The 22,739-nt window shown below is 24.4% G+C and carries 22 protein-coding genes, 1 tRNA gene and 1 pseudogene; 3 read left to right on the top strand and 21 right to left on the bottom strand.

Going from position 1 to position 22,739, the window contains the following annotated elements:
* Positions 1–666: 666 nt before the first annotated feature.
* The 9 genes from BAKON_RS00665 to ydiK form a co-directional block, all read right to left on the bottom strand.
* Positions 667–975, bottom strand: coding sequence for an integration host factor subunit alpha (locus tag BAKON_RS00665; RefSeq protein ID WP_014499292.1), 309 nt, complete (start codon positions 973–975; stop codon positions 667–669).
* Positions 976–979: 4 nt separating this feature from the next.
* On the bottom strand, positions 980–3,367 hold the full coding sequence (gene pheT / locus BAKON_RS00660) for a phenylalanine--tRNA ligase subunit beta (RefSeq protein WP_014499291.1): 2,388 nt from the start codon (positions 3,365–3,367) through the stop codon (positions 980–982).
* Between the two features lie 9 nt (positions 3,368–3,376).
* Positions 3,377–4,366, bottom strand: a complete 990-nt coding sequence (gene pheS / locus BAKON_RS00655) for a phenylalanine--tRNA ligase subunit alpha (protein ID WP_014499290.1) — start codon at positions 4,364–4,366, stop codon at positions 3,377–3,379.
* Positions 4,367–4,559: 193 nt separating this feature from the next.
* Positions 4,560–4,916 (bottom strand): 50S ribosomal protein L20, encoded by a 357-nt coding sequence (gene rplT, locus BAKON_RS00650; protein ID WP_014499289.1) that lies wholly within the window; start codon positions 4,914–4,916, stop codon positions 4,560–4,562.
* Between the two features lie 42 nt (positions 4,917–4,958).
* Complete coding sequence (gene rpmI, locus BAKON_RS00645) at positions 4,959–5,156, bottom strand: 50S ribosomal protein L35 (RefSeq protein WP_014499288.1); 198 nt, start codon at positions 5,154–5,156, stop codon at positions 4,959–4,961.
* Positions 5,157–5,244: 88 nt separating this feature from the next.
* Positions 5,245–5,784 (bottom strand): translation initiation factor IF-3, encoded by a 540-nt coding sequence (infC, locus tag BAKON_RS00640; RefSeq protein WP_014499287.1) that lies wholly within the window; start codon positions 5,782–5,784, stop codon positions 5,245–5,247.
* 3 nt (positions 5,785–5,787) lie between these two features.
* Positions 5,788–7,716 carry a threonine--tRNA ligase gene (thrS, locus tag BAKON_RS00635; protein ID WP_014499286.1) on the bottom strand — a complete coding sequence of 643 codons (1,929 nt, stop codon included), beginning with the start codon at positions 7,714–7,716 and terminating at the stop codon, positions 5,788–5,790.
* A gap of 193 nt (positions 7,717–7,909) precedes the next feature.
* Positions 7,910–8,956, bottom strand: a complete 1,047-nt coding sequence (locus tag BAKON_RS00630; protein WP_014499285.1) for a 3-deoxy-7-phosphoheptulonate synthase — start codon at positions 8,954–8,956, stop codon at positions 7,910–7,912.
* A gap of 365 nt (positions 8,957–9,321) precedes the next feature.
* On the bottom strand, positions 9,322–10,404 hold the full coding sequence (gene ydiK / locus BAKON_RS00625; RefSeq protein WP_014499284.1) for an AI-2E family transporter YdiK: 1,083 nt from the start codon (positions 10,402–10,404) through the stop codon (positions 9,322–9,324).
* Positions 10,405–10,637: 233 nt separating this feature from the next.
* Between ydiK and BAKON_RS00620 the strand changes: the two genes are divergently transcribed.
* On the top strand, positions 10,638–11,021 hold the full coding sequence (locus tag BAKON_RS00620) for an iron-sulfur cluster assembly accessory protein (protein ID WP_014499283.1): 384 nt from the start codon (positions 10,638–10,640) through the stop codon (positions 11,019–11,021).
* A gap of 7 nt (positions 11,022–11,028) precedes the next feature.
* Here the strand turns inward: BAKON_RS00620 and tyrS are convergent, their stop codons facing one another.
* From tyrS to BAKON_RS00570, 12 genes and pseudogenes are all read right to left on the bottom strand, one after another.
* On the bottom strand, positions 11,029–12,297 hold the full coding sequence (gene tyrS / locus BAKON_RS00615; RefSeq protein WP_014499282.1) for a tyrosine--tRNA ligase: 1,269 nt from the start codon (positions 12,295–12,297) through the stop codon (positions 11,029–11,031).
* Between the two features lie 128 nt (positions 12,298–12,425).
* A complete protein-coding gene (gene priA / locus BAKON_RS00610) occupies positions 12,426–14,000 on the bottom strand; it encodes a replication restart helicase PriA (RefSeq protein ID WP_226989525.1) in 1,575 nt (524 codons plus the stop codon).
* 17 nt (positions 14,001–14,017) lie between these two features.
* Positions 14,018–14,605 (bottom strand): hypothetical protein, encoded by a 588-nt coding sequence (locus BAKON_RS03265; RefSeq protein ID WP_226989524.1) that lies wholly within the window; start codon positions 14,603–14,605, stop codon positions 14,018–14,020.
* A 22-nt stretch (positions 14,606–14,627) separates the two neighbouring features.
* Positions 14,628–15,254: an endonuclease III gene (gene nth, locus BAKON_RS00605; RefSeq protein ID WP_014499281.1), complete on the bottom strand. Its 627-nt coding sequence runs from the start codon at positions 15,252–15,254 to the stop codon at positions 14,628–14,630.
* On the bottom strand, positions 15,251–15,949 hold the full coding sequence (locus BAKON_RS00600) for an electron transport complex subunit E (RefSeq protein WP_014499280.1): 699 nt from the start codon (positions 15,947–15,949) through the stop codon (positions 15,251–15,253). The genes nth and BAKON_RS00600 overlap by 4 nt, the downstream gene beginning before the upstream one ends.
* Positions 15,939–16,406 carry an RnfABCDGE type electron transport complex subunit G gene (locus BAKON_RS00595; protein ID WP_264357806.1) on the bottom strand — a complete coding sequence of 156 codons (468 nt, stop codon included), beginning with the start codon at positions 16,404–16,406 and terminating at the stop codon, positions 15,939–15,941. Before BAKON_RS00595 ends, BAKON_RS00600 begins: the two co-directional genes overlap by 11 nt.
* Before the next feature lie 20 nt (positions 16,407–16,426).
* Entirely contained in the window at positions 16,427–16,570 is a 144-nt protein-coding gene (locus BAKON_RS03245) for a hypothetical protein (RefSeq protein ID WP_193372671.1), read from the bottom strand.
* Positions 16,567–17,628 (bottom strand): RnfABCDGE type electron transport complex subunit D, encoded by a 1,062-nt coding sequence (locus BAKON_RS00590; RefSeq protein WP_014499278.1) that lies wholly within the window; start codon positions 17,626–17,628, stop codon positions 16,567–16,569. The genes BAKON_RS03245 and BAKON_RS00590 overlap by 4 nt, the downstream gene beginning before the upstream one ends.
* Before the next feature lie 47 nt (positions 17,629–17,675).
* Positions 17,676–19,193, bottom strand: a pseudogene (gene rsxC, locus BAKON_RS00585) (electron transport complex subunit RsxC); the annotation flags it as partial.
* A 105-nt stretch (positions 19,194–19,298) separates the two neighbouring features.
* Entirely contained in the window at positions 19,299–19,835 is a 537-nt protein-coding gene (locus BAKON_RS00580) for an RnfABCDGE type electron transport complex subunit B (protein ID WP_430393313.1), read from the bottom strand.
* Positions 19,802–20,383, bottom strand: coding sequence for an electron transport complex subunit RsxA (gene rsxA, locus BAKON_RS00575; RefSeq protein WP_014499275.1), 582 nt, complete (start codon positions 20,381–20,383; stop codon positions 19,802–19,804). Before rsxA ends, BAKON_RS00580 begins: the two co-directional genes overlap by 34 nt.
* Before the next feature lie 104 nt (positions 20,384–20,487).
* A complete protein-coding gene (locus BAKON_RS00570) occupies positions 20,488–21,111 on the bottom strand; it encodes a riboflavin synthase (protein ID WP_014499274.1) in 624 nt (207 codons plus the stop codon).
* A gap of 162 nt (positions 21,112–21,273) precedes the next feature.
* Here BAKON_RS00570 and BAKON_RS00565 point away from each other — a divergent pair.
* Together BAKON_RS00565 and tilS are read left to right on the top strand one after the other, a co-directional pair.
* A tRNA-Val gene (locus BAKON_RS00565) sits at positions 21,274–21,347 on the top strand.
* A gap of 32 nt (positions 21,348–21,379) precedes the next feature.
* Positions 21,380–22,702: a tRNA lysidine(34) synthetase TilS gene (gene tilS / locus BAKON_RS00560; RefSeq protein WP_014499273.1), complete on the top strand. Its 1,323-nt coding sequence runs from the start codon at positions 21,380–21,382 to the stop codon at positions 22,700–22,702.
* Positions 22,703–22,739 lie beyond the last annotated feature (37 nt).

Below are 22,739 nucleotides of genomic sequence, written 5' to 3'. Positions count from 1 at the left end.
ACAAGGTAAAATAGTACCAATTCCTATAATATGCTTATTTTTTTAAAATATTTAACATTTTTAATCAGTAAAAAAGAAATCTCAAATAATTTAGAATGTATAATATATTCTTTGATTTTTATCGTTTTAATAGTTTAAAATATTCCAGGACCTATATGAAGAATTATGTAGTCTATATCTAGGATTTTATTGTATAATTTTTCTAATAAAGGTAAATCAAAATGTAATCTAGCAGTCCAAGAAGTTTTCGAATATTATTAATGATGTCAATAGCTAAATAACTATTACTATGAAAATAGTTTTAAAAAAAGAAATCTTGTACCTAATAACAAAACTTTTAATTTTATATTCAGTCTAAAAAAATTTTAATTTTAATATTGATATTTTAGGAATTTTTGATTATTGCTAATATCTTATGAATACTTAATATTCTTTCAACTCAATTTTTAAATTTTCTTCTACTTTCTTTCTGTCTAAAAAAATAAGCAGGAATAAATTTAGTATTTTTTAAAACGATATTCTAGAATTTTTATACATCACTGTTTAGCAGCATAAGCTAAAAATAAAATAAGGATAAAAAGGTATAAGTAATTTTGGTAAATTAAAAGAAAAATCAGAAAGTCGCATGCTCTACTTCTTTTTAAAAAGAAAACTATTCTAATGATATTAGATATGATTATTTTTTTTTATTAAAAAATGATCAATTTTGGCCTTGAGTTTTTGACCGGCTTTAAACGTCACTACTCGTCTAGCTGTTATAAGAAAACTTTCTCCTGTTCTAGGATTTCTACCAGGACGAGCTTTTTTGTTCTTTATTTGAAAATTTCCAAATCCAGACAATTTAACATCTTCTCCTTTCTCTAAAGATTTCCTAACTTCCTCAAAAAAAAATTCTACAAATTTTTTTGAATCTTGTTTAGTTAATTGTAACTTTTCGAATAAATTTTCTGAAATTTCAGCTTTTGTAAGAACCATAATTTTATTTCCTTAATACAGCTTGAAATTTATTCTTTAATACTTCTATACAATCATTCATCATTAAATTAATTTCCTCATCTTGTAAAGTTCTTGTTTTATTCTGAAAAATAAAACTAATGCCTAAGCTTTTTTTATCACTATTAAATTCTTTAGAAAAATACATATCAAATAGATTAATTTCTACTTTTTCATCAATAAAAAACTCTTTACATTTTTTAATAATATTATAAACCGCAATATCTTTTGATATTAATATTGCAATATCACGTCGAATTGTAGGAAATTTTGAAATTTCTTGGATTTTTAATGGTTTAATATCTGAAAAATTATTTAATGATATTTCAAATAAAAATGTAGTACTATTTATATTTAATTCTTTTTCTAATCTTGGATCAATTGTTCCAATACTACCAATTAAATGATTTTTACAATATACAGATGCACTTTGTGACGGATGCAATCCAGAAATTTTCTCACGTCGAAATTCTATATCATCTAATTGATATACTGACTCTAATATCGATTCTAAATCACCTTTTAAATCATAAAAATCCATTTTTCTTATTTTATCATACCAATTTTCTTTAATATCGTTACCACTGATTACTGCCGCTAAAAAAATTTCTTGTCTAACACCAAGATGTTCTTTTTTATCTATTGAAAAACAAAGTCCACTTTCAAAAATGCGAATATTTGCTTGTTGACGATTTTTATTATAAGAAATATTTTTAAGCAAACCAGGCCATAAAGATAAACGCATACATGACATATCTTGAGATATAGGATTAGATAATAATAAAGTTTTTTTATTTGGAAAAATTAAATTGTGTATTTTAGGATCAATAAAACCATAGTTAATAACTTCATAATAACCTTTATTAGTTAATATAACAGAAAATTTTTTTAATAAAGAATCTGTTAATTCATTTTTATTACTACAGTTTAAATTTTCTTTTAATGGAGTTAAACAAATATTGTTATATCCATATATTCGAAGTATATCACTAATTACGTCTTCTTCAATTAATATATCAAATCGCCAGCTAGGAGGAATAACATCCCAAAAATTTTTTTGAAAATTTAACTGATAGTCGAGACTAGATAAAATATTCGAAACAATCGTTGGATCAATCAAAAAACCTGTTATTTTATTTAATTTTTGATGATATAACCTTATTGTATTATTTTTATGTATAGGCGAATGAGATTTATTACTATTAATAGGACCTGGCATGCCACCACATATTTTTATAATTAAATCAGTTGCGTATTCAATAGCATAATTTTGAATACACGGATCAATACCATAATTATAATATTCCAAAGCTTTATTAGAATTCATTTTTTTAATAATACAAGAAATTGCTTTTTTATCAATCAAAGCAGAACTTAAAAATATATTTTTAGTATTCTCGTTTATATCAACAATATTAGAATTTATATTTCCAGGAATAGACAATATTTTATTCTTATCAGCAAAAACTAATATTTTTTCATTTAAAGTTGTTTTGATATTATTTTTTAAAAACACTTTTTCTTTTTTGTTAGCCATACGAACTATAATAGCACCATCAATACAATCTGCATTTAATATATTTAATGGTTGTCCAAGTTCAATTAACACATAATTAATAATATTTGTCATAATATTTTCTGATAAAACATCAGAGAAAAATAATTTTTTTTTCATCCAAAAAGGAGTTTCAACATTCATATTGATATTTTGTATAATTCTTCCTGAATAATTAATACATTCTTTTTTAGATTGAATATCAATATCAATTTTTTTTTGTATAATTATAGGAATTGATTTTTGTTTTAAAGGTGGTATTGTTAAATTATTTATAGCTGCTATATTACGAGATAAACCTAGAAGACTTAAACCATCTGGACGATTTGATGTAATAGAAACTTTAATAATATTATCTTTTAATGATAAATATTCATTGACATTTGTTCCTATAAGCGTTTCTTTAGGAAATTCAATAATTTTTTTATCATCAAAAAAAATACCTAATTCAGAAAAAGAACAAAGCATTCCCTCAGACAATTCTCCTTTTAAAAGTTTCGCATTAATTATGATATTTTTTGGTAAAATCGCACCGACAGTAGCTACTGCAACTTTCATATTATTACAACAATTAGATGCTCCACAAACAATGTTTAATAATTTTTTTTTTCCTATATCTACTTTTAATATTTTTAAATTATTGTATTGAGAATGTAAAATACATTGAACTATTTCACCAACTATAACGCCATAAAATATAGACTTGAAATGCTCAATATTTTCTACTTCAATACCAGAATTAGAAATTTGTTCACATAAAACTGTACTATTAACATTTGGGTCTATCCATTCACGTAACCATTTTTCACTAAATTTCATTTTATCTCGCTAATTATATTTAAATTGATTTAAAAATCTTATATCATTTTCAAAAAAAGATCGAAGATCATATATTCCATAGCGTAACATTGTTATTCTTTCAACACCTATTCCAAAAGCACAAGCAGAATATATGTTCGAATTAATATTCATATTATTCAAAACATTAGGGTGTACCATTCCACAGCCTAATATTTCCAAAGGTTTACCATAAACATTAATAATGTCTACTTCTGCAGAAGGAACAGTAAAAGGAAAATAAGATGGACGAAATCTAATAGAAACATCTTCTCCAAAAAAATTGTATAAAAATTTATATATAATCCATTTCAAATTAGAAAAATTAATATTTTTATCAACTATTAAACCTTCAATCTGATGAAACATGGGTGTATGTGTAATATCATAATCATTACGATATACTTTTCCAGGAAAAATAAACCTCATTGGAGGTTTTTCTTTTTTCATGATGCGAATTTGCATGCTTGAGGTTTGAGTTCTTAATAATCGATTTTCATCAAACCAGAAAGTATCATGATTATCTCTGGCTGGATGATATTTAGGAATATTTAAAGCATCAAAATTATGATACTCATCTTCTATTTCAGGACTGCTAATTGATTGAAAACCTAATTGGGAAAAAAAATTTTTTATATAATCAATAGTATATGTTATAGGATGCAAACAACCACGTTCAGTACGACGTCCAGGTAAAGACACGTCAATAGTTTCTTCTTTAATACGTTTTTCTAAAAAAAATACTGTTAATTTTTGTTTTTTTTTATTAATTTTATTAATAATATCTTGTTTTTTTTGATTAATAATAATACTGTATTTCTTTTTTTCTTCAAAAGAAAAATTTTTTAAGCTCTTCATATAAGAAGTTAAAATGCCTTTTTTACCTAAAAATTTAATACGAATTTCATTTAATTCTTCTATATTTTTTGAATTTTTTATATCTTTTTGAATAGTTTCAAATAATTTATTTAAATTTAACATTTTATATACTTTTTTATTTTATCTGTATTAAAGTGCATGTTTAACATACTAAAAAGCTTCCATAAAGGAAGCTTATTTTTCTTTAAATTAACGAGTCTGAAATTGAAATATAAAAAAAATTTACTAAATATTATAAATTTTTTAAAATGGAGGGGAGATGAACTTTCCCCTCTTATATATTCAATTTTAATATTTATAATAAAGCTTCTTTTGCTTTTTTAACTAATACGTTAAATGAAAACATATCAAATACGGCAATGTCAGACAATATTTTTCGATCAATATTAATTGAGGCTTTTTTTAAACCAAAAATAAAATTACTATAAGACATTTTACTTTGACGAACAGCTGCATTAATACGTGAAATCCATAGTTGACGAAATTGTCGTTTTCGTTGTCGTCTATCACGATAAGCATACTGACCAGCTTTAATTACTGCTTGACACGCTACTCTATAAATACGTGAACGAGCTCCATAGTAACCTTTTGCTTGTTTTAAGATTTTTTTGTGACGAGCGTGAGCAATTACTCCACGTTTTACACGAGCCATTTATGCTCTCCTATTCGTAAAATCTTAATAAAATAAGTTAATTTACGCATATGGTAAAAAAGATTTAACTCTATCTATATCTCCTTTAGACACTAAAATCTTGGGACGAAGATGACGTTTTTTAGTTGTTGTTTTTTTCGTTAAAATATGACGTAAATTTGCTTGTTTACGTTTAAATTTACCAGATGCAGTTTTTTTAAAACGTTTAGCTGCACTTTTTAAAGTTTTAATTTTTGGCATAAACTATTTCATTTAAATTATGAAAAAAAATATAAAAAATTGTTTAAATAATTTATATGTTTATTCTAAAAAATATAATTAAAAATTACTATTTCTTCTTTGGTGCTAAAATCATTATCATTTGTCGACCTTCGATTTTAGATGGAAAAGATTCTACAATTGCTAATTCAATTAAGTCGTTTTTAACTCTATTTAACACATTAATACCAATTTTTTGATGTGCCATTTCACGACCTCTGAATCGTAGAGTAATTTTGACTTTATCACCATCTTCTAAAAAACGTATTAAATTACGTAATTTAACTTGATAATCACCTTCATCAGTACCAGGACGAAATTTTATTTCTTTTATCTGAATTACTTTTTGTTTTTTTTTCTGTTCCTTGGAAGATTTACTTTTTTCATAAAGAAACTTTCCATAATCCATAATACGACAAACAGGAGGTTCAGCATTCGGACTAATTTCAACTAAATCTAATCCTAATTCCTCAGATTTTTCTAAAGCTTCACGTAAATTAACTATGCCGATTTGATCGCCTTCAACTCCAGTAAGACGAACTTTAATTGCACGTATCTCACTATTAATTCGATTAGGACGTGTTAATTGAATTCTTTTTCCACCTTTAATACTTTATTCCTCCATTTGATGAAAGTTACGTGTAATAATTTCTTTTTGTAACTTTTTAATAAAATAATCAATATCAATCATTCCAAAATTACGGCCATTTCGACTGCGAACAGATATTTTTTTAGAACTAATTTCTTTTTCACCACAAATCAATATATAAGGAATTCGACGTAGTGTGTGTTCTCGAATTTTAAAACCTATTTTTTCATTTCTTAAATCAGATTCTATACGAATATTAATATCAGAAAACTTTTTAAATAATTTTTTAACATAATCTGAACTAACATTAGTAATGCTAATGATAACTACCTGTATTGGAGATAACCATGTAGGTAAATTACCTGAACACTCCTCAATTAATATACCAATAAACCGTTCTATTGAACCTAATATAGCCCGATGAATAATAACAGGAGTTTTACGTTCGTTATTTTCATTAATATAAAACGAACTTAAACGCAATGGTAAATAAAAATCAAGTTGAATTGTCCCGCATTGCCAGTTTCGGTCTAAAGAATCTTGTAAAATGAATTCAATTTTAGGTCCGTAAAAAGCACCTTCTCCTGATTGATATTCAAATGATAAATGATTTTCTAGTAACATATCAGATAAATCTTTTTCTGATTCATCCCATAAAGAATCAGTACCAATACGTTTTTCTGGACGAGTAGATAATTTAACTAGTATTTTTTTAAAATTAAATGTGCTATACAAATCATATATCATTTTAATACAATCGTTAATTTCATCACGCACTTGTTCTTTAGTACAAAATATATGAGCATCATCTTGAGTGAAATTACGCACTCTCATCAAACCGTGTAAAGAACCTGAAGGTTCGTTACGATGACAACTTCCAAATTCTGCCATGCGGATAGGTAAATCTCGATAAGATTTTAATCTACTATTAAAAATTTGCACATGCCCAGGACAATTCATTGGTTTAATACAATATTTTCGATGTTCTGATAATGTAGTAAAAATAGCATTTTTATAATTATCCCAGTGTCCACTTTTTTTCCAGATTGACTTATCTATTAATAATGGTGTTTTAACTTCTTTATATTTATATTCTTTTAATTTCCATCGAACAAAATTTTGTAATTCATTAAAAATAATCCAACCTTTATTGTGCCAAAAAATCATACCTGGAGATTCTTCTTGCATATGATACAACTGAAGCAGTTTTCCGATTTTTCTATGATCTCTTTTTTCTAATTCATTTAAATAGTTAAGATGTTTGTCTAACTCCATCTTATTAGACCAGGCAGTACCATAAATACGCTGCAACATTTTATTTTTTTTATTTCCCTCCCAGTAAACACCTCCAATTTTTTGCAATTTAAAATATTTACAAAATTTTATATTAAAAACCTGCATTCCTCTATCAATATCTACATGATTTTCGTGATAATACAAAGAAATTTGCTTTTTACAATCCATGTTTTTATCAATCCAAGAAATTTTATATTTTTCAAAATATTTTTTAAAAATTTCTTTTGCTTCAGAAAAAGAAACTAATTTATTTAAAATATTATATTCTTTTTTCACTAGAATGTTCATATTATTTTCTAATAAAACTAGATCTTGTTCTGAAATTTTTCTTTCAGAGTCGATATCACAATAAAAACCATTTTCTATAATGTCACTTGCAGCAATCTGTGAAAGCGGCCATATATTTTTTATAGCATAACTTAAAAGTTGCGTACAAGAATATCGAATGATATTTAATGTTTTATGATCTTTTATACTAATGAGTTCTATAGAAGAGTCTTCTTTTATTAAAGCATTTAAATTTGAAAAATGACCATTAACAGAAATTGCAACAAGAGAATTTATGATACTAGGTTTTTTGTTTTGAATAATCTCTATCAGTGAAACAGAATGCTCGTACACCTGTTGACTTCTATCAAAAAATCTTATTACAGGCATTCTTCATTCCTTAATTAAAAATATTAATTGTTTATTATTTATGAAAAAAATTATTAATTAAATATTTACATATCATGTACTCTCATATAAAAAAATATTTTTTTATAAATAGACTATCAAGATAAGTTTAATATAAAAATATTACAAAATTAACAAAAAGATGCTAGTCAAATTTTTTTGACTAGCATATGAATTAAAAACGAGCATCCACAGCATCTGCTAATTGTTGAATAATTAAAGTACTGTCTTTCCAATTCAAACAGGCATCAGTAATTGATTTACCATATATTAACGGTTGATTATTAACTACTGTTTGGAAACCTTCTTCTAAAAAGCTTTCAATCATAACACCAAAAATAGCTTTAGAACCATGAGAAATTTGATCTGAAACAGACTTGGCAACATTTTTTTGACGAAGATGTTCTTTTAAACAATTACCGTGACTAAAATCAATCATTAAATGTTCTAATAAATTGAACTCACGTAAATGTTTTACTGCCAAATTAATATCATCTGCATGATAATTAGGAGAACGACCTCCTCGCATAATTATATGCCCATATGGATTACCACTAGTATGATTGATTGTCATTTGTCCATCTTTGTTAGGTGCTAAAAACAAATGTCTAACTTTTGCTGCACGAATAGCATCAATTGCAATTCGTATATTACCATCAGTGCCATTTTTAAAACCTACTGGACAAGAAAGAGCAGAAGCCATTTCTCTATGAATCTGACTTTCAGTTGTTCTTGCTCCAATAGCGCCCCAACTAATTAAATCTGCAATAAATTGCCCTATAACCATATCAAGAAACTCTGTTGCTGCAGGCATACCTAATGCATTAATGTCTAATAATAGTTTACGAGCTATGGCTAATCCATGATTAACTCTAAAACTTCCATTTAAATCTGGATCTGAAATCAATCCTTTCCATCCAACGACTGTTCTTGGTTTTTCAAAATATGTACGCATTATAATTTCAAGACGATCTTTATATTTTACTCGTAATTCATATAATCGATGTGCATATTCTACTGCGGCGATAGGATCATGAACTGAACATGGACCTATTACAACAAGTAATCGCAAATCTTTTCCAGTCATAATGCGAGCAATGTTTTTTCTTGTTGCGATAACAGTATCCATGATATCTGAAGTAATCGCATACTGCTTTGCTAATTCAGCTGGCGTTATTAATGGATCAATTCGTATTGTACGTAGTTCATCTGTTTTTTTCATTTTGTTCTCTAAATGAGTTTTTTATTCTGGAAAGAATATGAAGATTTCATAACAATAGCAAAAAAACTAACCAGTCATAATCTCATTTCTAATAGTTTCTTAAAATACTTGATAGAAAAAATTTCATAATATTAGGGAGAAAAATTTTTAATAGTATACTTTAAATAAGTATGACAGAATTTTCAAACAGAAAAAAAATGAAATCAAACCTTAAAAAAAATATAGTTATATAATATGATCAGTTTTCTATTTAGTGATTGTTAGATATAACCAAATGATCTTTTGTATATTATCATAATTTAGATTATATTTAATTAAAAGTATTTATTTTATCTATTATCTTAATATTAATATTAATTAAAATTTTATTTTGACGATGTATTTTCTAAAAAAGATGCCATTGAAATTCCGTACATCCATGATATTATTAAGCGATAAAAAATCACTAATACCACTGGACCAACAAACAAACCAATCATTCCAAAAGTCAATAAACCACCAATTACTCCAGATAAAATTAATAAAATAGGCAAATCAGACCCTATACGTATAAAAAATGGTCTAAGTATATGATCAAGTAAAAATACGAGACAACTCCAAATTAACAGTATTGTACCCCAAGTATTATCATTGTTCCAATAAAGCCATAAAATCGAGGGTATTAAAATAGGCAATGGTCCTAATTGTATTAAACAAGAAAAGAAAATTATTATCATTAACAATGCCCAATAAGGAACACCAGAAATTAATAATCCTATACCAGATAAAAGAGCTTGAATTAAAGCCGTTACTGCCACTCCCAACGCAACAGCTCTAACCGCTTGAGTAGCCAGTAAAATAATAGCATCACCATTTTTTTTACTTAATCGAAATGCAAAATGACGAATAGCATTGCTAATTTTTTCACCATTCCAATATAATAAAGCACTAAAAAATAGCATTAGTATTAAATGTACAAAAAATAATCCACAATTTTTAGCTTGCATTATAAAAAATTCTGTTGTACGTCCCATATAAGGTCTTACTTCACGAATTAATTCACCTCCATCACTATCTAATAATTCTTGATAATTAAAAAATATTTTTTTACCGATAAGCGGAATATCTTGTAACCATGCTAATTCTGGAAATTCTAGGGTATTTGAACTAAACCAATGAATAAGGGGTATACTTGTTGCGATTAAACTATTTACTAAAAAAAACACGGGAATAATAAAAAAAAGAAGTAAAATAATAATCATAATTAATACAGCAAGAGAACGTTTTCCACCTAAAAATTTTTGTATTTTCAACATAAGAGGCCAAGTGGCAATTACAATCATACTAGCCCAAGAAAATCCTAATATAAATGGATGAATTACTAAAAAACTTATTACACCCATAGAGATAACAAATATCAGTGATAAAATAGACTGCGATAAATCTATTTTCTCTTTTGGATTTTGCATATAATGGTTGTACCTCAATATTTTTATATTATAAATAATTTCTTGAAAAATTAATGTAGTTTCATAAAAAGTTTTTTTTAAAAGTATAAAACAATTATAACATCAAAATTTATAAAAATAATTAATAAAAAATGATATTGTTTAAAATACAAATGTTTATTTATACTAGAATTGTATTTTAAATAAAATTATTTTTTTATTTCTATAAATATATTTTTAACAACGAGAATATCATGAATGAAAATCAAGTTAGTACTTATTTACCTAATAAAAATACGTGGAAAGGTATTTCAATAACTAAAAATGCTATAAAACAAATTTTATTTTTGATTAATTTAAATCCTGATAACATAGGGATAAGATTAAGTATAAGAAAATCAGGATGCGCAGGATTTCGCTATACCATGAAATTAGTAAAAAATACAGAAGTTAAAACAAAACAAGAAATTAGTTTTTTTTACAAAAATATTCTTATATATATTCTTTACAAAGATATGCCATTTTTAGAAGGAGTTAGAATAGATTTTGTAAAAAATAATATCAATAAAATATTTAAGTTTTATAATTCTAAATTGGAAAAATTTTGTGGTTGTGGTGAAAGTTTTTCAATTAATTAAAAATTAATCACCAACACAACAAAGAATGATTTTTTTTTCCTCTAGATAATAAAGTAAATTTTCCAAATAATTTATCTTGGCTATTAAAAATATGATTTTTTCTTATTTTTTTAGTATTAATAGATACAGAATTAGAGATTATCATATTTTTAGCTTGTGTTCGAGATTGTGCTAATGAAGTTAATACTAATGCTTCTTGCAAATCTTTTATATTATCTACTTCAATGAACGGTATACCATCTTGCTTCAATTGTTGAAAATCAACTTCTTGAATATGATCGATATTTTTCAAAAACAGAAATTCTGTAATTCTTTCTACCGCTAATAATTGTTCTTTTCCATGTACTAGACGAGTAATATTCTTTGCAAGAAAAGACTTATCATAAATAATTTGATTTTCAATGTGTTTTTTTTGTTCTCTTCTATTAATTTCTGATATTTTTATAAAAGTAAAAAGTCTCAAAAAGTAGTATACATTAATATCTTCTATGTTCATCCAAAACTGATAAAATTTATAAGGACTAGTTTTTTTTGCATCTAACCATATAGTTCCTGACTCTGTTTTTCCAAATTTAATTCCATTGGACTGAAGAAGAAGAGGCATTGTTAAACCATATACTTCTTTCTTAGATTTGCGATGTATTAGATGCATTCCTGAAGAAATATTACCCCATTGATCTGACCCTCCAATTTGTAGATCTACTTGATATTGTTTATTTAAAATAAAAAAATCATATGCTTGTAATAAGTTATAAGAAAATTCTGTAAATGAAATTCCTTGATCCGGTCTCATAATGCGTTGCTTGACCGCTGCTCGATTAATCATAGTATTAATTGAAAAGTATTTTCCAACATCTCGTAAAAATGATAAGATGTTCATCTTATTAAACCACATATTATTATTTAATAATAAAGCACTATTTTTACCTAAATTAAAGTCTAGAAAACAAGAAATTTGTTTACTAATTTTTTTTGACCATATATCAATATTATTATTAGTATTAAAAATACGTTCTTTTTCTTTAAAACTAGGATCCCCGATTAAACTTGTGGCACCCCCTATTAATATTATTGGTCTATGACCTGCCATCTGAAATCTTTTTAAAGTAATTAGAGGTAAGAGATGACCTATATGCAGACTTTCATCTGTAGGATCAAATCCACAATAAAGAGAAATTGAATTATTTCGAATGAGTTTGCTTAAATTATCTTCGTTTGTAATATGAGATATTAAACCTCTATCACGCAATGTTTTAACTAAATTAAATTCACTCATTCAAACCTCTTTTTAAATATTTATTTTTCATTTTTCTAAAAAATATTTTATGCTAATTTTATTAGAACTTCAACGAGTATAAAAAAAAATTGATAATTATTTTTAAAGGATATATTTTGTATTTTATTTTAATTAGGATCAATATCTATAAACCATTTAACTCGTTTTGAAACAGTAAAAATATTAATTATGTCAATACATTCGTTTAATATATTATTAAGAGAAACACGAGAAGAACATTGAATTAATAATTGATGAAAATATTTTTTTTTATTTTTAAATAAAAAAGTATTATCAGGTCCTACAAACCATAAAAAACAATTATATTTATTAGATTTTTTGATTAAGATGTTACGAATTAAATTTAAAAAAATAATATTATATTCAGCATATAAACTTTCAGAATAAACAATGCTTTGAAAACTCCAAGGAGGCAATAAAAACTTTTTTCTCATTAACAAAATTTTCTTGGAAAAAAGAAAGTATCCACTATTGCATATTTCTTTTAAATTTAAATTATTAGAAAATGATGTTTGTATCAATATTTTAAATGATTTTTTTATACTTCTAATCAATCTGCTTAAATTAATATAGAATTGAGAAAAATATTCTATAGAACGAAAATTAAAAGAAAGAAAATAATTATCAATACAGATTAAACTAATTAATTTTACATGAGGAAAATAATAATGTTGGACGATTTCTTCTGTTGTAATAATAATACAAGGATTAGAAATAGAAAATTCAAAAATTTTCGTATTTAATATCTTTTTATCAATATTTTTTTTATTTAATATAAAAAATGATGGAATATTTGGAAAAATATCTTTTACTTTATTTTTAATTTTTTCTATACTTATTTTGAGTATAACTAGCGAAAAAAATCTACAATTATGACAAAAAACTGGTTTTTTAATCCGAATTAAACAAAATTTACAAAATAAAGTATTACTATATTGATTGATTTCAAAATAACTATGACAATTAGTACATTTAAATATCCAGTTGCATTTTTCACATGCTAAAACAAAAAAAAATAAACTAAATTTATTAAAAATTAATAAAACTTGTTTGTTTTTGAAATTTTTATTAATTTCATTTATTAAAGTCAAAGACAAACCAAATTTTATTTTATCTTTTTTTAAATCAACAATACTATAATTTAATCTACTAATATGATTGTATTGATACAATCGAATATAAAAACATTTTTTATTTAAAATATTATACAATGTTTTTAATGAAGGAGTCTCTGAATCTAAAATTATAGGTATATTTTCTTTGTATGCTCTTAATATAGCTAAATCTCTAATATTATATCTACATTGATTGATACTTTTATACTGCATATTGTGTTCTTCAAGAATAATAATAACACCTAACTTTAAAAAAGATAAAAAAATACTTTTTTTTGTACCAATAACAATAGAATTTTCACCATTTTTAGTTCGAATCCAACTTTTGAGATATTTTTTATTAGTTAATTTTGAATGTACTATGTCAATAGAAACATGAAAATATTTTTTTAAAAAAACTAAAATGATGTTTATATTTTTAATATAAGGCACTAAAATTAAAATTTGCATATCTTTATATACTAATGACTTAATTAAACCTAAATAAAATTTAACTTTAGAATACAAATTAGTTTTAGTTAATAACCAAGATACAAAACATTTTTTTATTAAAATGTCGTTAAGCATAATTAAAATTTTTTTATTTAAAAATATTTTTTTTTTAATTTTAAAGTTTTTTTTTTAAACAACACTTTATAATTAAGATTTATTTTACATAAATCTTCAATTTCTAATTTTTTTAAAATAACTTTAGATAAGTTGTATTTTTTCAGTTCAGTACTTAAAACATCTTTTTTCTTTAAAAAAAGCAAGGTATATAGCTGTTTTTTTCTTCTTTTTAAATAGTTTAAATCTAATTCTTGGCCTTTTTTTGTTATTCTCCACTGACAAATATATTCATTTTTTATAATATAATTAGAATGTAAAATATTTGGCAAAACAGAAAAAAATAGATTCCCAATGGGACAATGGCAATTTTTATGTATCCATCTTATTAGATCTAATATAATGCCAGTATAAAGCGATTTAGTATCAATCAATGATTTAACATTTTTAAAATTCAATTGATTAATATCGTTTTTTTTATACACGGCAACTACAATGCCTATTACATCTTTAGAATTAAAAGGAACTATAATTCGACCTCCAATAACAGGACACATAAAATCAGGCATAAAATATTTAAAATATTTTCTAACTGGAATAGGCAAAACAACTTTTACAATAATCACTTATATATCCATAATAAATATATTATTTTTTTTTAAATTCACATAATTTTGATATCAAACATATACTGCACTTTATTTTTCGTGCAGTACAAACGTACCGACCATGTAAAATAAACCAAGAATGAAAGTTTGTTTTAAAAATATCAGGAACTACTTTAATTAATTTTTTTTCAACTTCTTTTACATTTTTTCCTTTAGCAAAATGAGTACGATTAGATACTCTAAAAACATGTGTATCTACAGCAATAGTTTTTTTTTTAAACAATATGTTTAAAACAATATTAGATGTTTTCCGTCCTACCCCAGGAAAAGATTCTAATTCAATACGATTATTTGGAATAATTCCTTTGTGTTTAGTTAATATCAAAAAAGAAGTACGAAGAATATTTAATGCTTTAATATTATACAAACCAATATTTTTAATATAACTTTTCAGACGATCTAATCCTAATAACAAAATGCTCTCAGGAGTATTTGCTTTTTTAAACAATATTTTAGTAATTTTATTCACCATGATATCAGTAGATTGAGCTGAAAGCATTACACATAATAATAATTCAAAAGGAGAAGAAAAAACTAGTCCTGTCTGAGGCACAGGATTTTTACTCTGAAAGAGTGATAAAATTTTGTAACGTTTTTCTTTATTCATTTTTTTATTATTTTTTTTGTCTGATTAGTACATAAACATTTTAAAGAATTATTAATTTTATTTTTTTTATAATATAAGTCTATACAATTTTTAAAAGCAATTATAAAACCTAATACAAAAAAACCACCAGGTGGGAAAATAGCTAAAATTATAGTATATTTTTTATCTAATAATGTAATAAAAATAGAGCTGTCTATATTAGATACAATTTTATTCAATCCAAAAAATAAAGTTCCATTACCTAATATTTCACGTATAGAAGCTACTATAAACATAGCACAAGTTGATCCTAAACCTATAAAAATACCATCGAAAAAAGATGATATTATAGAGCTTTTATAAGCAATAAGATCTGCTCGTCCCACAATAATACAATTTGTTACGATTAATGGAATAAAAATACCTAAAGATTGATATAAATTAAATTGATAAGCATGAAGCAACATTTCTATACATGTAACAATCGATGAAATAATCATCATATAAATTGGAATTCTCAAATTTTTGGGTATTAAATTTTTAAAAATAGAAATTATAGTATTTGTAATAGTTAATACTAAAGTAGTTGTTATTCCTAAACCTATGGCATTGACAGAATTAGTTGTCATTGCTAAAACTGGACATAATCCTAATAATTGTACTAAAGAAGAATTACTTCTCCACAATCTATTATTTAAAAAATATTTAATATTCATGAACATCCTTATTTAAAAGATTAAATATTGATGGTATATTTTTAATGAAAAAAACTGTTTTTTTAACAGAATTCGTTACTGATTGTGGTGTAATTGTAGCTCCTGTAAATTGTTCGATCTCTCCTCCATATTTTCGTAATTTAAAATTCTTGTCTTCTAAAGAAGAGACATACATACTAGTAAATTTACTAATCCAATCAGAAACAGATAATTCAATTTTATCTCCAATTCCTGGTGTTTCCTTATGTGATAAAACTCTTACACCAATAATTTTTCCATTAAAATATGCTGCGACTATCATATAAATAGAACCAGAATAACCATCAGGTGCTGTCGTTTCAACAATTGCGGCTTTAGGTTTATTATTTTTAGACAACAACCACAAATTATGTATTTTACAATCTCCTAATAATTTATTTTTAATTTTATACATTTTTTTTTCGAAAGCATTATAGATATTAGAAGGAACAACCTCTTCTAATATTTTTTTTTTTCTTTTTCTTTTTGAAAAATAATTTTATTTTTTGTGATATTGTTTATTAAAACTATTCCAGATATAGATACAATTGAAAAAAAACTCATTAAAAAAGCTTGTTTGAATATTTCTTTGAATGTTTTCATATATTATTATGACCATATCCAGAAGTTTTTATATAATAATCCATTAATGGTGCAGTCATATTTGCAAATAAAACAGAAAAAGCAATTGCATCAGGATAATCACTATAATTACGAATAATCCAAACCAAAAAACCGATAATAATACCGAAAACTATTTTTCCAATATTAGTGCAAGAAGTAGTTACTGGATCTGTAGCAATAAAAAATGCACATATCATAGTTCCACCGGAAAGAAAATGAACTAATGGAGACATAAATAACTCTTGTGAATAAAAATAAGTTATAATTGATATAACTCCTAAAGAAGTTAAAAAACTGATCGGAATACGCCAACAAATTATTTTTGTAAATAACAGAAAAACTCCACCTAAAAAAAAGCTTATATTCATATATTTCCAACTAGTCTGAATATTATTTTTTTTATCGTTTAATGTAATCTCTTTTGATAAAAAATTATCTCTTAAATGAGATTTAATTTTAAAATCGTCTAAAGGAGTAGCTTCTGTAAAAGCATCAGGAGTAATACGCAATTTTCTATTACTAATAGTATTAGTACTACTGATAGTACATGTATGATTTTTAAAAAAAATAATACATGAAGATTTTTTTAAATCATCAAAAATAGACAAAGAAAAATCTCTTTCATTCCAACTATTCATGTGAATAGGAAAAGATATTAATAATACTGCATATCCAACCATAGCTGGATTAAATATATTCTGACCCATTCCGCCATATAAATGTTTAGCAACAATGATAGAAAAAAACAAACCAATAACTATTATCCACCAAGGAAGTAAAACAGGAATACTTAGTGCAAATAAAACTGAAGTTAAAATCGAGGAATTATCTCGTAAATTAATTTTAATTTTTTTAAGACGCATTTTTAAAATGCTGATTTCTAGTAATAAAGTAATAAATATAGAAAATAAAATCTGTATTAAAGCTCCTCCACCAAAAAAATAAAACTTAGTAAAAAGACCTGGAATGCAAGCTATAATAACTAGAAACATTATTTTTCTAATACTATAAGTATGATAGATACAAGGAAAGTTCATTTTTTTCTTATGTTATATATTAATATAAAATTTTTTTAGATAAAACTTTATTTTTTAGATTTCATACGTTCTATCGCTTCTTGAAGTACTTTTTTTCGTACATTTTTTTTTGTATTACTAATTTTTTCATCTCTATTTTTTATTAAATATACGTTGCTATTTTTTATAAAAGCATGCTTTTGATCATTAATATTAATTGTCATTTTGGCATTTAATAAACGTTTTTCCCTTTTTTTAAATCTAATTAATGATATTTTTTTATGATTATTTTCTAATTTAATACTTTTTAAAATATGCTTCTCTTTTTTAAAATATTTTACTAATGGAATATGACTAGGACATACCTTCTCACATGCTTTACATTCAATGCAATCTAAAATATAGTGTTTTTTTGTTTCCTTATGATTCTTATTTCGGCTGTACCAATAAAGCTGTTGGGGAATCAAATTCACGGGACATACATGCAAACAATAACCGCATCGAATACAGTTTTTTTCGATGATATTTTTACTTTTCTCTTGTTCAAGTTTAATTAAAATACCATTTGTTTTTTTTGATACAGAGTAATTTGTATTATTAATCTTTTTCCCCATGAATGGACCTCCTAAATATACAGATGCAATTAAACATTTTTTTAATTTATTATCAGTAAGAAAATATTTTATTGGAGTCCCTATTCTAATCCAAAAATTACCAGATAAAAAATTTTGATCACTAAAAAGAGTTATAATACGTTCTGTTAATGGTTCTCCATTAATAATTGCTCTTTTGATTGAAAATATTGTAGCAACATTAAAAATAAGATATCCTATATCTACAGCATGTTTATTACAAGGTATCTCTTTTCCTGTTAAAGATTTGATAAGTACTTTACTACTGCCTCCAGGATATTTCTTTTTAAGAATACAGATTTTAAATAATGATTCATTTTTAATTAAACCATAAATTTTTGAAATTGATTCGATACTGTCTTCTTGAATAGCGATGACAACTGTTTGAATTTTTGTTATCCAACAAATAATCTTACATCCGATCAAAATTTCGTTTATATAATTATATACTAAACAATTATCTGCGCTTATATAAGGTTCACTTTCTACAGCATTTACAATTAAAGTATGTACTTTGTTTATACTTAATTTTAATTTTTTTGCAGAAGAAAACTCACCTCCTCCAAGACCAACAATACCCGATTGATGAATTATTTTAATTAGTTTTTCAGGAGTATATTTTTTATAATTTTCAATAGGTTTTAACCGGATCCATTTATCCAAATAATCAGGGGAAAGCACGATTTTTATATTCTTTTTATGTTTTTGAGTATGATTTGAATCAAAAAAAATATCTTCTATTAAACCTGAAGTAGGAGCATGAATAGGAGTGTCGAATTTATTACTAAAAATCAAAGGTTGTCCACGTAATACTTTTTGATTTATTTCAACACGCAATTTTTTATTACAAAAATCACCTTTTATAAAAATAAAAAATTTATCAGGAAGAGGTAAAGATTTTAATAACACACTCCTGGATTCATTTTTTTGAAATACATATTTCAAACCTCCTTTAAAATTATATTTTTTTTTATGTTAAAAATGGAAAAAAATATTTTTTCCCACCATTTTATAGAAAAAAAATTTTTTAAAATTTTTTTTATTTTTAATAATTTTAACTTATTCATGAATTTCTTTTTTTATTTTAATACAATTAGTTGGACAATGTAATAAACAAATATTACAACCAGTACAAAATTTTTGTAAAACTGTATGAATGAAATTAGGGGCACCAACTATTGCGTCTACTGGACAAAAAATAGCACATTTTGAGCATCCAACACAGTTTTTTTCATCAATCCATACAGTTGTTTTTTTTTGTTTTTTATTGTCAATAGTTAAATTTTCTTTGGGTTCTTTTATATTTAACACATTAGCTATTTCCAATATAAGATCAGCACCACCAGGAATGCATTTATCGATTTCTTCAGAATTTTGTACTATTGCTTTTGCATAAGGATAGCATCCAGAATATCCGCATTGAGCACATTGACTTTGAGGTAATAATTCATCAACTATGTCTATGAAAGGATCTTCTTTTGATCGAAATTTATAAGCGGTTAAACTTAATATTATTCCTAATAAAAAAGATAATGCACCAAAAATAATGAGTATGAACATAATTAAAATTTTATCAAACCTTTGAAACCCATGAATGTAATAGATATTAGACTCACAGTGATCAAAACAATAGGAGCACCTTTAAATGGCAAAGGAACATCAGACAATACTATACGTTCGCGAATACAAGAAAAAACAATCATTACAAAAGTAAATCCAAACGATGCGCTTATTCCATAAAATATAGTGTCTAAAAATGTATGATTTGAATACAAACTAAACAATGGAATTGCCAAAACCGCACAATTAGTTGTAATTAATGGAAGAAAAATTCCAAGTAAACGATATAAAATAGGACTGGTATTACGCAATATTATTTCTAAAAATTGAACACTAAATGAAATAATCAACATATAAGCGATAATTCTTAAATAAACTAAATCAAGAGGTAATAAAATAAAAGCATTAACCCACCATAACAATACTGATGATACAAGTACAACAAAAGCAGTTGCAAAACTCATCCCAAAAGCAGTTTCAATTTTATTTGAAGTACCCAAAAAAGGACATAAACCAAGAAATTTTACTAAAATAAAATTTTCAATTAATATATTAGAAATAAAAAATAAAATATAATGTTTCATTTTAAATGCCTATAATTAAGTATATTAATTTTATTATTAATCATCACATAATCTGAAATTTTATTTATATTAAAATCAAATTTCTTAAATTTTTTTATATAAAACTACAAAATGCATTTAATATTTTTATTAATTAAACGTTCTGTAGTATCAACAATTGTTTGAGTATAAAAATCAATTTCAATGTTCATTAAACTACCATTTTTTTTGTTTTTTATAGTAGTCGATAAAAAGGTATGAGGTATAATATGAACACAAAACTCATTTTTAACAACATCTCCAACAGTAAGGCTAATACCATCAATACAAATAAATCCTTTATAAAAAATGTATTTCATTAATGATACGTTCTTTATTTTTAACCATATAGTACAAGTATTACCTGATTTTAATATTTTACAGATTTCAGCTGTGTTCATAATATGACCAGACACGATATGACCACCAATTTCATCTCCATATTTTACTGATCTTTCAATATTGATATTATCTCCAATATCTAGTATTCCTAAATTAGTACGTTTTAAAGTTTCTTCAACAACATCACATATTATATAAGTACCATTAATTGATTGCACAGTCAAACAACATCCATTATGTGATATTGAATCACCTAAATTTAAATTTTTAGATAAATTAGATGGAAGTTCAACTGTATATCTATAACTTTTTATTTTTTTTTTAATAGAAACAATAGTGGCAATTCCATTTACAATACCTGTAAACATAATATTTCCTTAAAACAATTTTTGTAATTTATTTATATATATATTACTAATAAAAAAATATTTTTTATAAAATTCTAATTTTAAAAAAAAATGTTTGTATATTATATTAATAATAATATATAATCCGAATTATAAAAATATAAGAAAATTTTTTTAATATTTACGTTCGTAGCTCAATTGGTTAGAGCGCTACTATGACATGGTAGAAGTTGGTGGTTCAAGTCCACTCGAACGTATTAAAAAATATAAGTTTATAGGCAATTTTTATTTGATTGAAAAAACTATCAGTAAATATAAAAATAAATCATTTTTAATAGCTTATAGTGGTGGGTTGGATTCCACGGTACTTCTTCATCAATTACTAGAAATAAAAAAAAAATATTCCATCAAGATACGTGCCATTCATATTAATCATAATCTTACTTTACTTTCAAAAAAATGGACAGAACATTGTAAAAAAATTTGCGATATAAATAGCATTTCATTGATTATTGAAAATATTAATATTAATAAAAAAACAAGTAATATTGAAGAAAAACTAAGAATAAAAAGATACAATATTATATATAATCATTTATTTTTTGACGAAATACTATTGACCGGTCATCATATGAATGATCAATGTGAAACATTTATTTTATCTTTAAAAAGAGGAAGCGGCCCTACTGGACTTTCCAGTATGTCTTTTGAAACTTTATTTGGCACCAAAAAAATAGTTCGTCCTTTTCTAAATAAAACAAAAAAAGAGCTGATGTTTTGGGCCAAAAAAAAACATTTACACTGGATTGAAGATTTTAGTAATTTAAACATTGATTATGATCGTAATTTTGTACGACATACAATTATTCCTGTATTAGAAAAAAGATGGCCTTATTTTTTAAAAAATTGTTTTCGTACAACAAATATATGTCAACAAGAAACTAGGCTATTAAATTATTTTCTACATGAAAAAATTCATGATTTTATACAATTTGACGATTCTTTAAATATTAAAGATTTTAAGAATATAAAAAAAGAAATATGCACAGCACTAATTAGATATTGGCTTTTATCAAAAAAAATAAAAATACCATCTTATAAGAATATTCAATGCATTTATCATCAAATGATTTTTAGTCGAATAGATGCAAATCCTAAAATAATTCTAGAAAAATATGAAATAAGACGTTATAAAGAATCGCTTTATTTTATAAAAAAACAAATCAATCTTAAAAATACCCTACTTTTTTGGCATAAAAAATATACTAAACTAATACTTCCTAATAACCTAGGAAATTTAATAAAAGATAATAATGGTATTGAACTTCCAGCACCTAAAAATAATGAATTAATTAATATTCGTTTTCAATATGAAGGATATGTTTTAATTTTAGGAAGAAATAAAAAAAGAAAGATAAAAAAAATATGGCAAGAGAAAAAAATTCCTCCTTGGTTAAGAAATCAAATTCCACTTGTGTTTTATAACAATAATTTTATTAGTGCTCTAGGAGTCTTTATTATTAATATAAATAATAAAAATAGAGGCACGTGGAAAATATCCTGGGAAAGTGATTTAAAATCTGCTCATAATGATCTATTTTCATTTTATTAAAAATCTCTTTATCAAAAATTGTTCGCAATATATTTTA

Origin of the sequence: Buchnera aphidicola str. Ak (Acyrthosiphon kondoi), assembly GCF_000225445.1 — a bacterium.
GTDB classification, from domain to species: domain Bacteria; phylum Pseudomonadota; class Gammaproteobacteria; order Enterobacterales; family Enterobacteriaceae; genus Buchnera; species Buchnera aphidicola_A.
Note: the sequence above shows the minus strand (reverse complement) of the source record. Positions and strands in the feature narration are given on the sequence as shown.

What these genes read in the sequence shown, in the direction of transcription:
- BAKON_RS00665 (WP_014499292.1), bottom strand. Translation starts at nt 975, where the DNA reads ATGGTTCTTACAAAAGCTGAAATTTCAGAAAATTTATTCGAAAAGTTA.
- pheT (WP_014499291.1), bottom strand. Translation starts at nt 3,367, where the DNA reads ATGAAATTTAGTGAAAAATGGTTACGTGAATGGATAGACCCAAATGTT.
- pheS (WP_014499290.1), bottom strand. Translation starts at nt 4,366, where the DNA reads ATGTTAAATTTAAATAAATTATTTGAAACTATTCAAAAAGATATAAAA.
- rplT (WP_014499289.1), bottom strand. Translation starts at nt 4,916, where the DNA reads ATGGCTCGTGTAAAACGTGGAGTAATTGCTCACGCTCGTCACAAAAAA.
- rpmI (WP_014499288.1), bottom strand. Translation starts at nt 5,156, where the DNA reads ATGCCAAAAATTAAAACTTTAAAAAGTGCAGCTAAACGTTTTAAAAAA.
- thrS (WP_014499286.1), bottom strand. Translation starts at nt 7,716, where the DNA reads ATGCCTGTAATAAGATTTTTTGATAGAAGTCAACAGGTGTACGAGCAT.
- BAKON_RS00630 (WP_014499285.1), bottom strand. Translation starts at nt 8,956, where the DNA reads ATGAAAAAAACAGATGAACTACGTACAATACGAATTGATCCATTAATA.
- ydiK (WP_014499284.1), bottom strand. Translation starts at nt 10,404, where the DNA reads ATGCAAAATCCAAAAGAGAAAATAGATTTATCGCAGTCTATTTTATCA.
- BAKON_RS00620 (WP_014499283.1), top strand. Translation starts at nt 10,638, where the DNA reads ATGAATGAAAATCAAGTTAGTACTTATTTACCTAATAAAAATACGTGG.
- tyrS (WP_014499282.1), bottom strand. Translation starts at nt 12,297, where the DNA reads ATGAGTGAATTTAATTTAGTTAAAACATTGCGTGATAGAGGTTTAATA.
- priA (WP_226989525.1), bottom strand. Translation starts at nt 14,000, where the DNA reads ATGCTTAACGACATTTTAATAAAAAAATGTTTTGTATCTTGGTTATTA.
- nth (WP_014499281.1), bottom strand. Translation starts at nt 15,254, where the DNA reads ATGAATAAAGAAAAACGTTACAAAATTTTATCACTCTTTCAGAGTAAA.
- BAKON_RS00600 (WP_014499280.1), bottom strand. Translation starts at nt 15,949, where the DNA reads ATGAATATTAAATATTTTTTAAATAATAGATTGTGGAGAAGTAATTCT.
- BAKON_RS03245 (WP_193372671.1), bottom strand. Translation starts at nt 16,570, where the DNA reads ATGAAAACATTCAAAGAAATATTCAAACAAGCTTTTTTAATGAGTTTT.
- BAKON_RS00590 (WP_014499278.1), bottom strand. Translation starts at nt 17,628, where the DNA reads ATGAACTTTCCTTGTATCTATCATACTTATAGTATTAGAAAAATAATG.
- rsxA (WP_014499275.1), bottom strand. Translation starts at nt 20,383, where the DNA reads ATGAAACATTATATTTTATTTTTTATTTCTAATATATTAATTGAAAAT.
- BAKON_RS00570 (WP_014499274.1), bottom strand. Translation starts at nt 21,111, where the DNA reads ATGTTTACAGGTATTGTAAATGGAATTGCCACTATTGTTTCTATTAAA.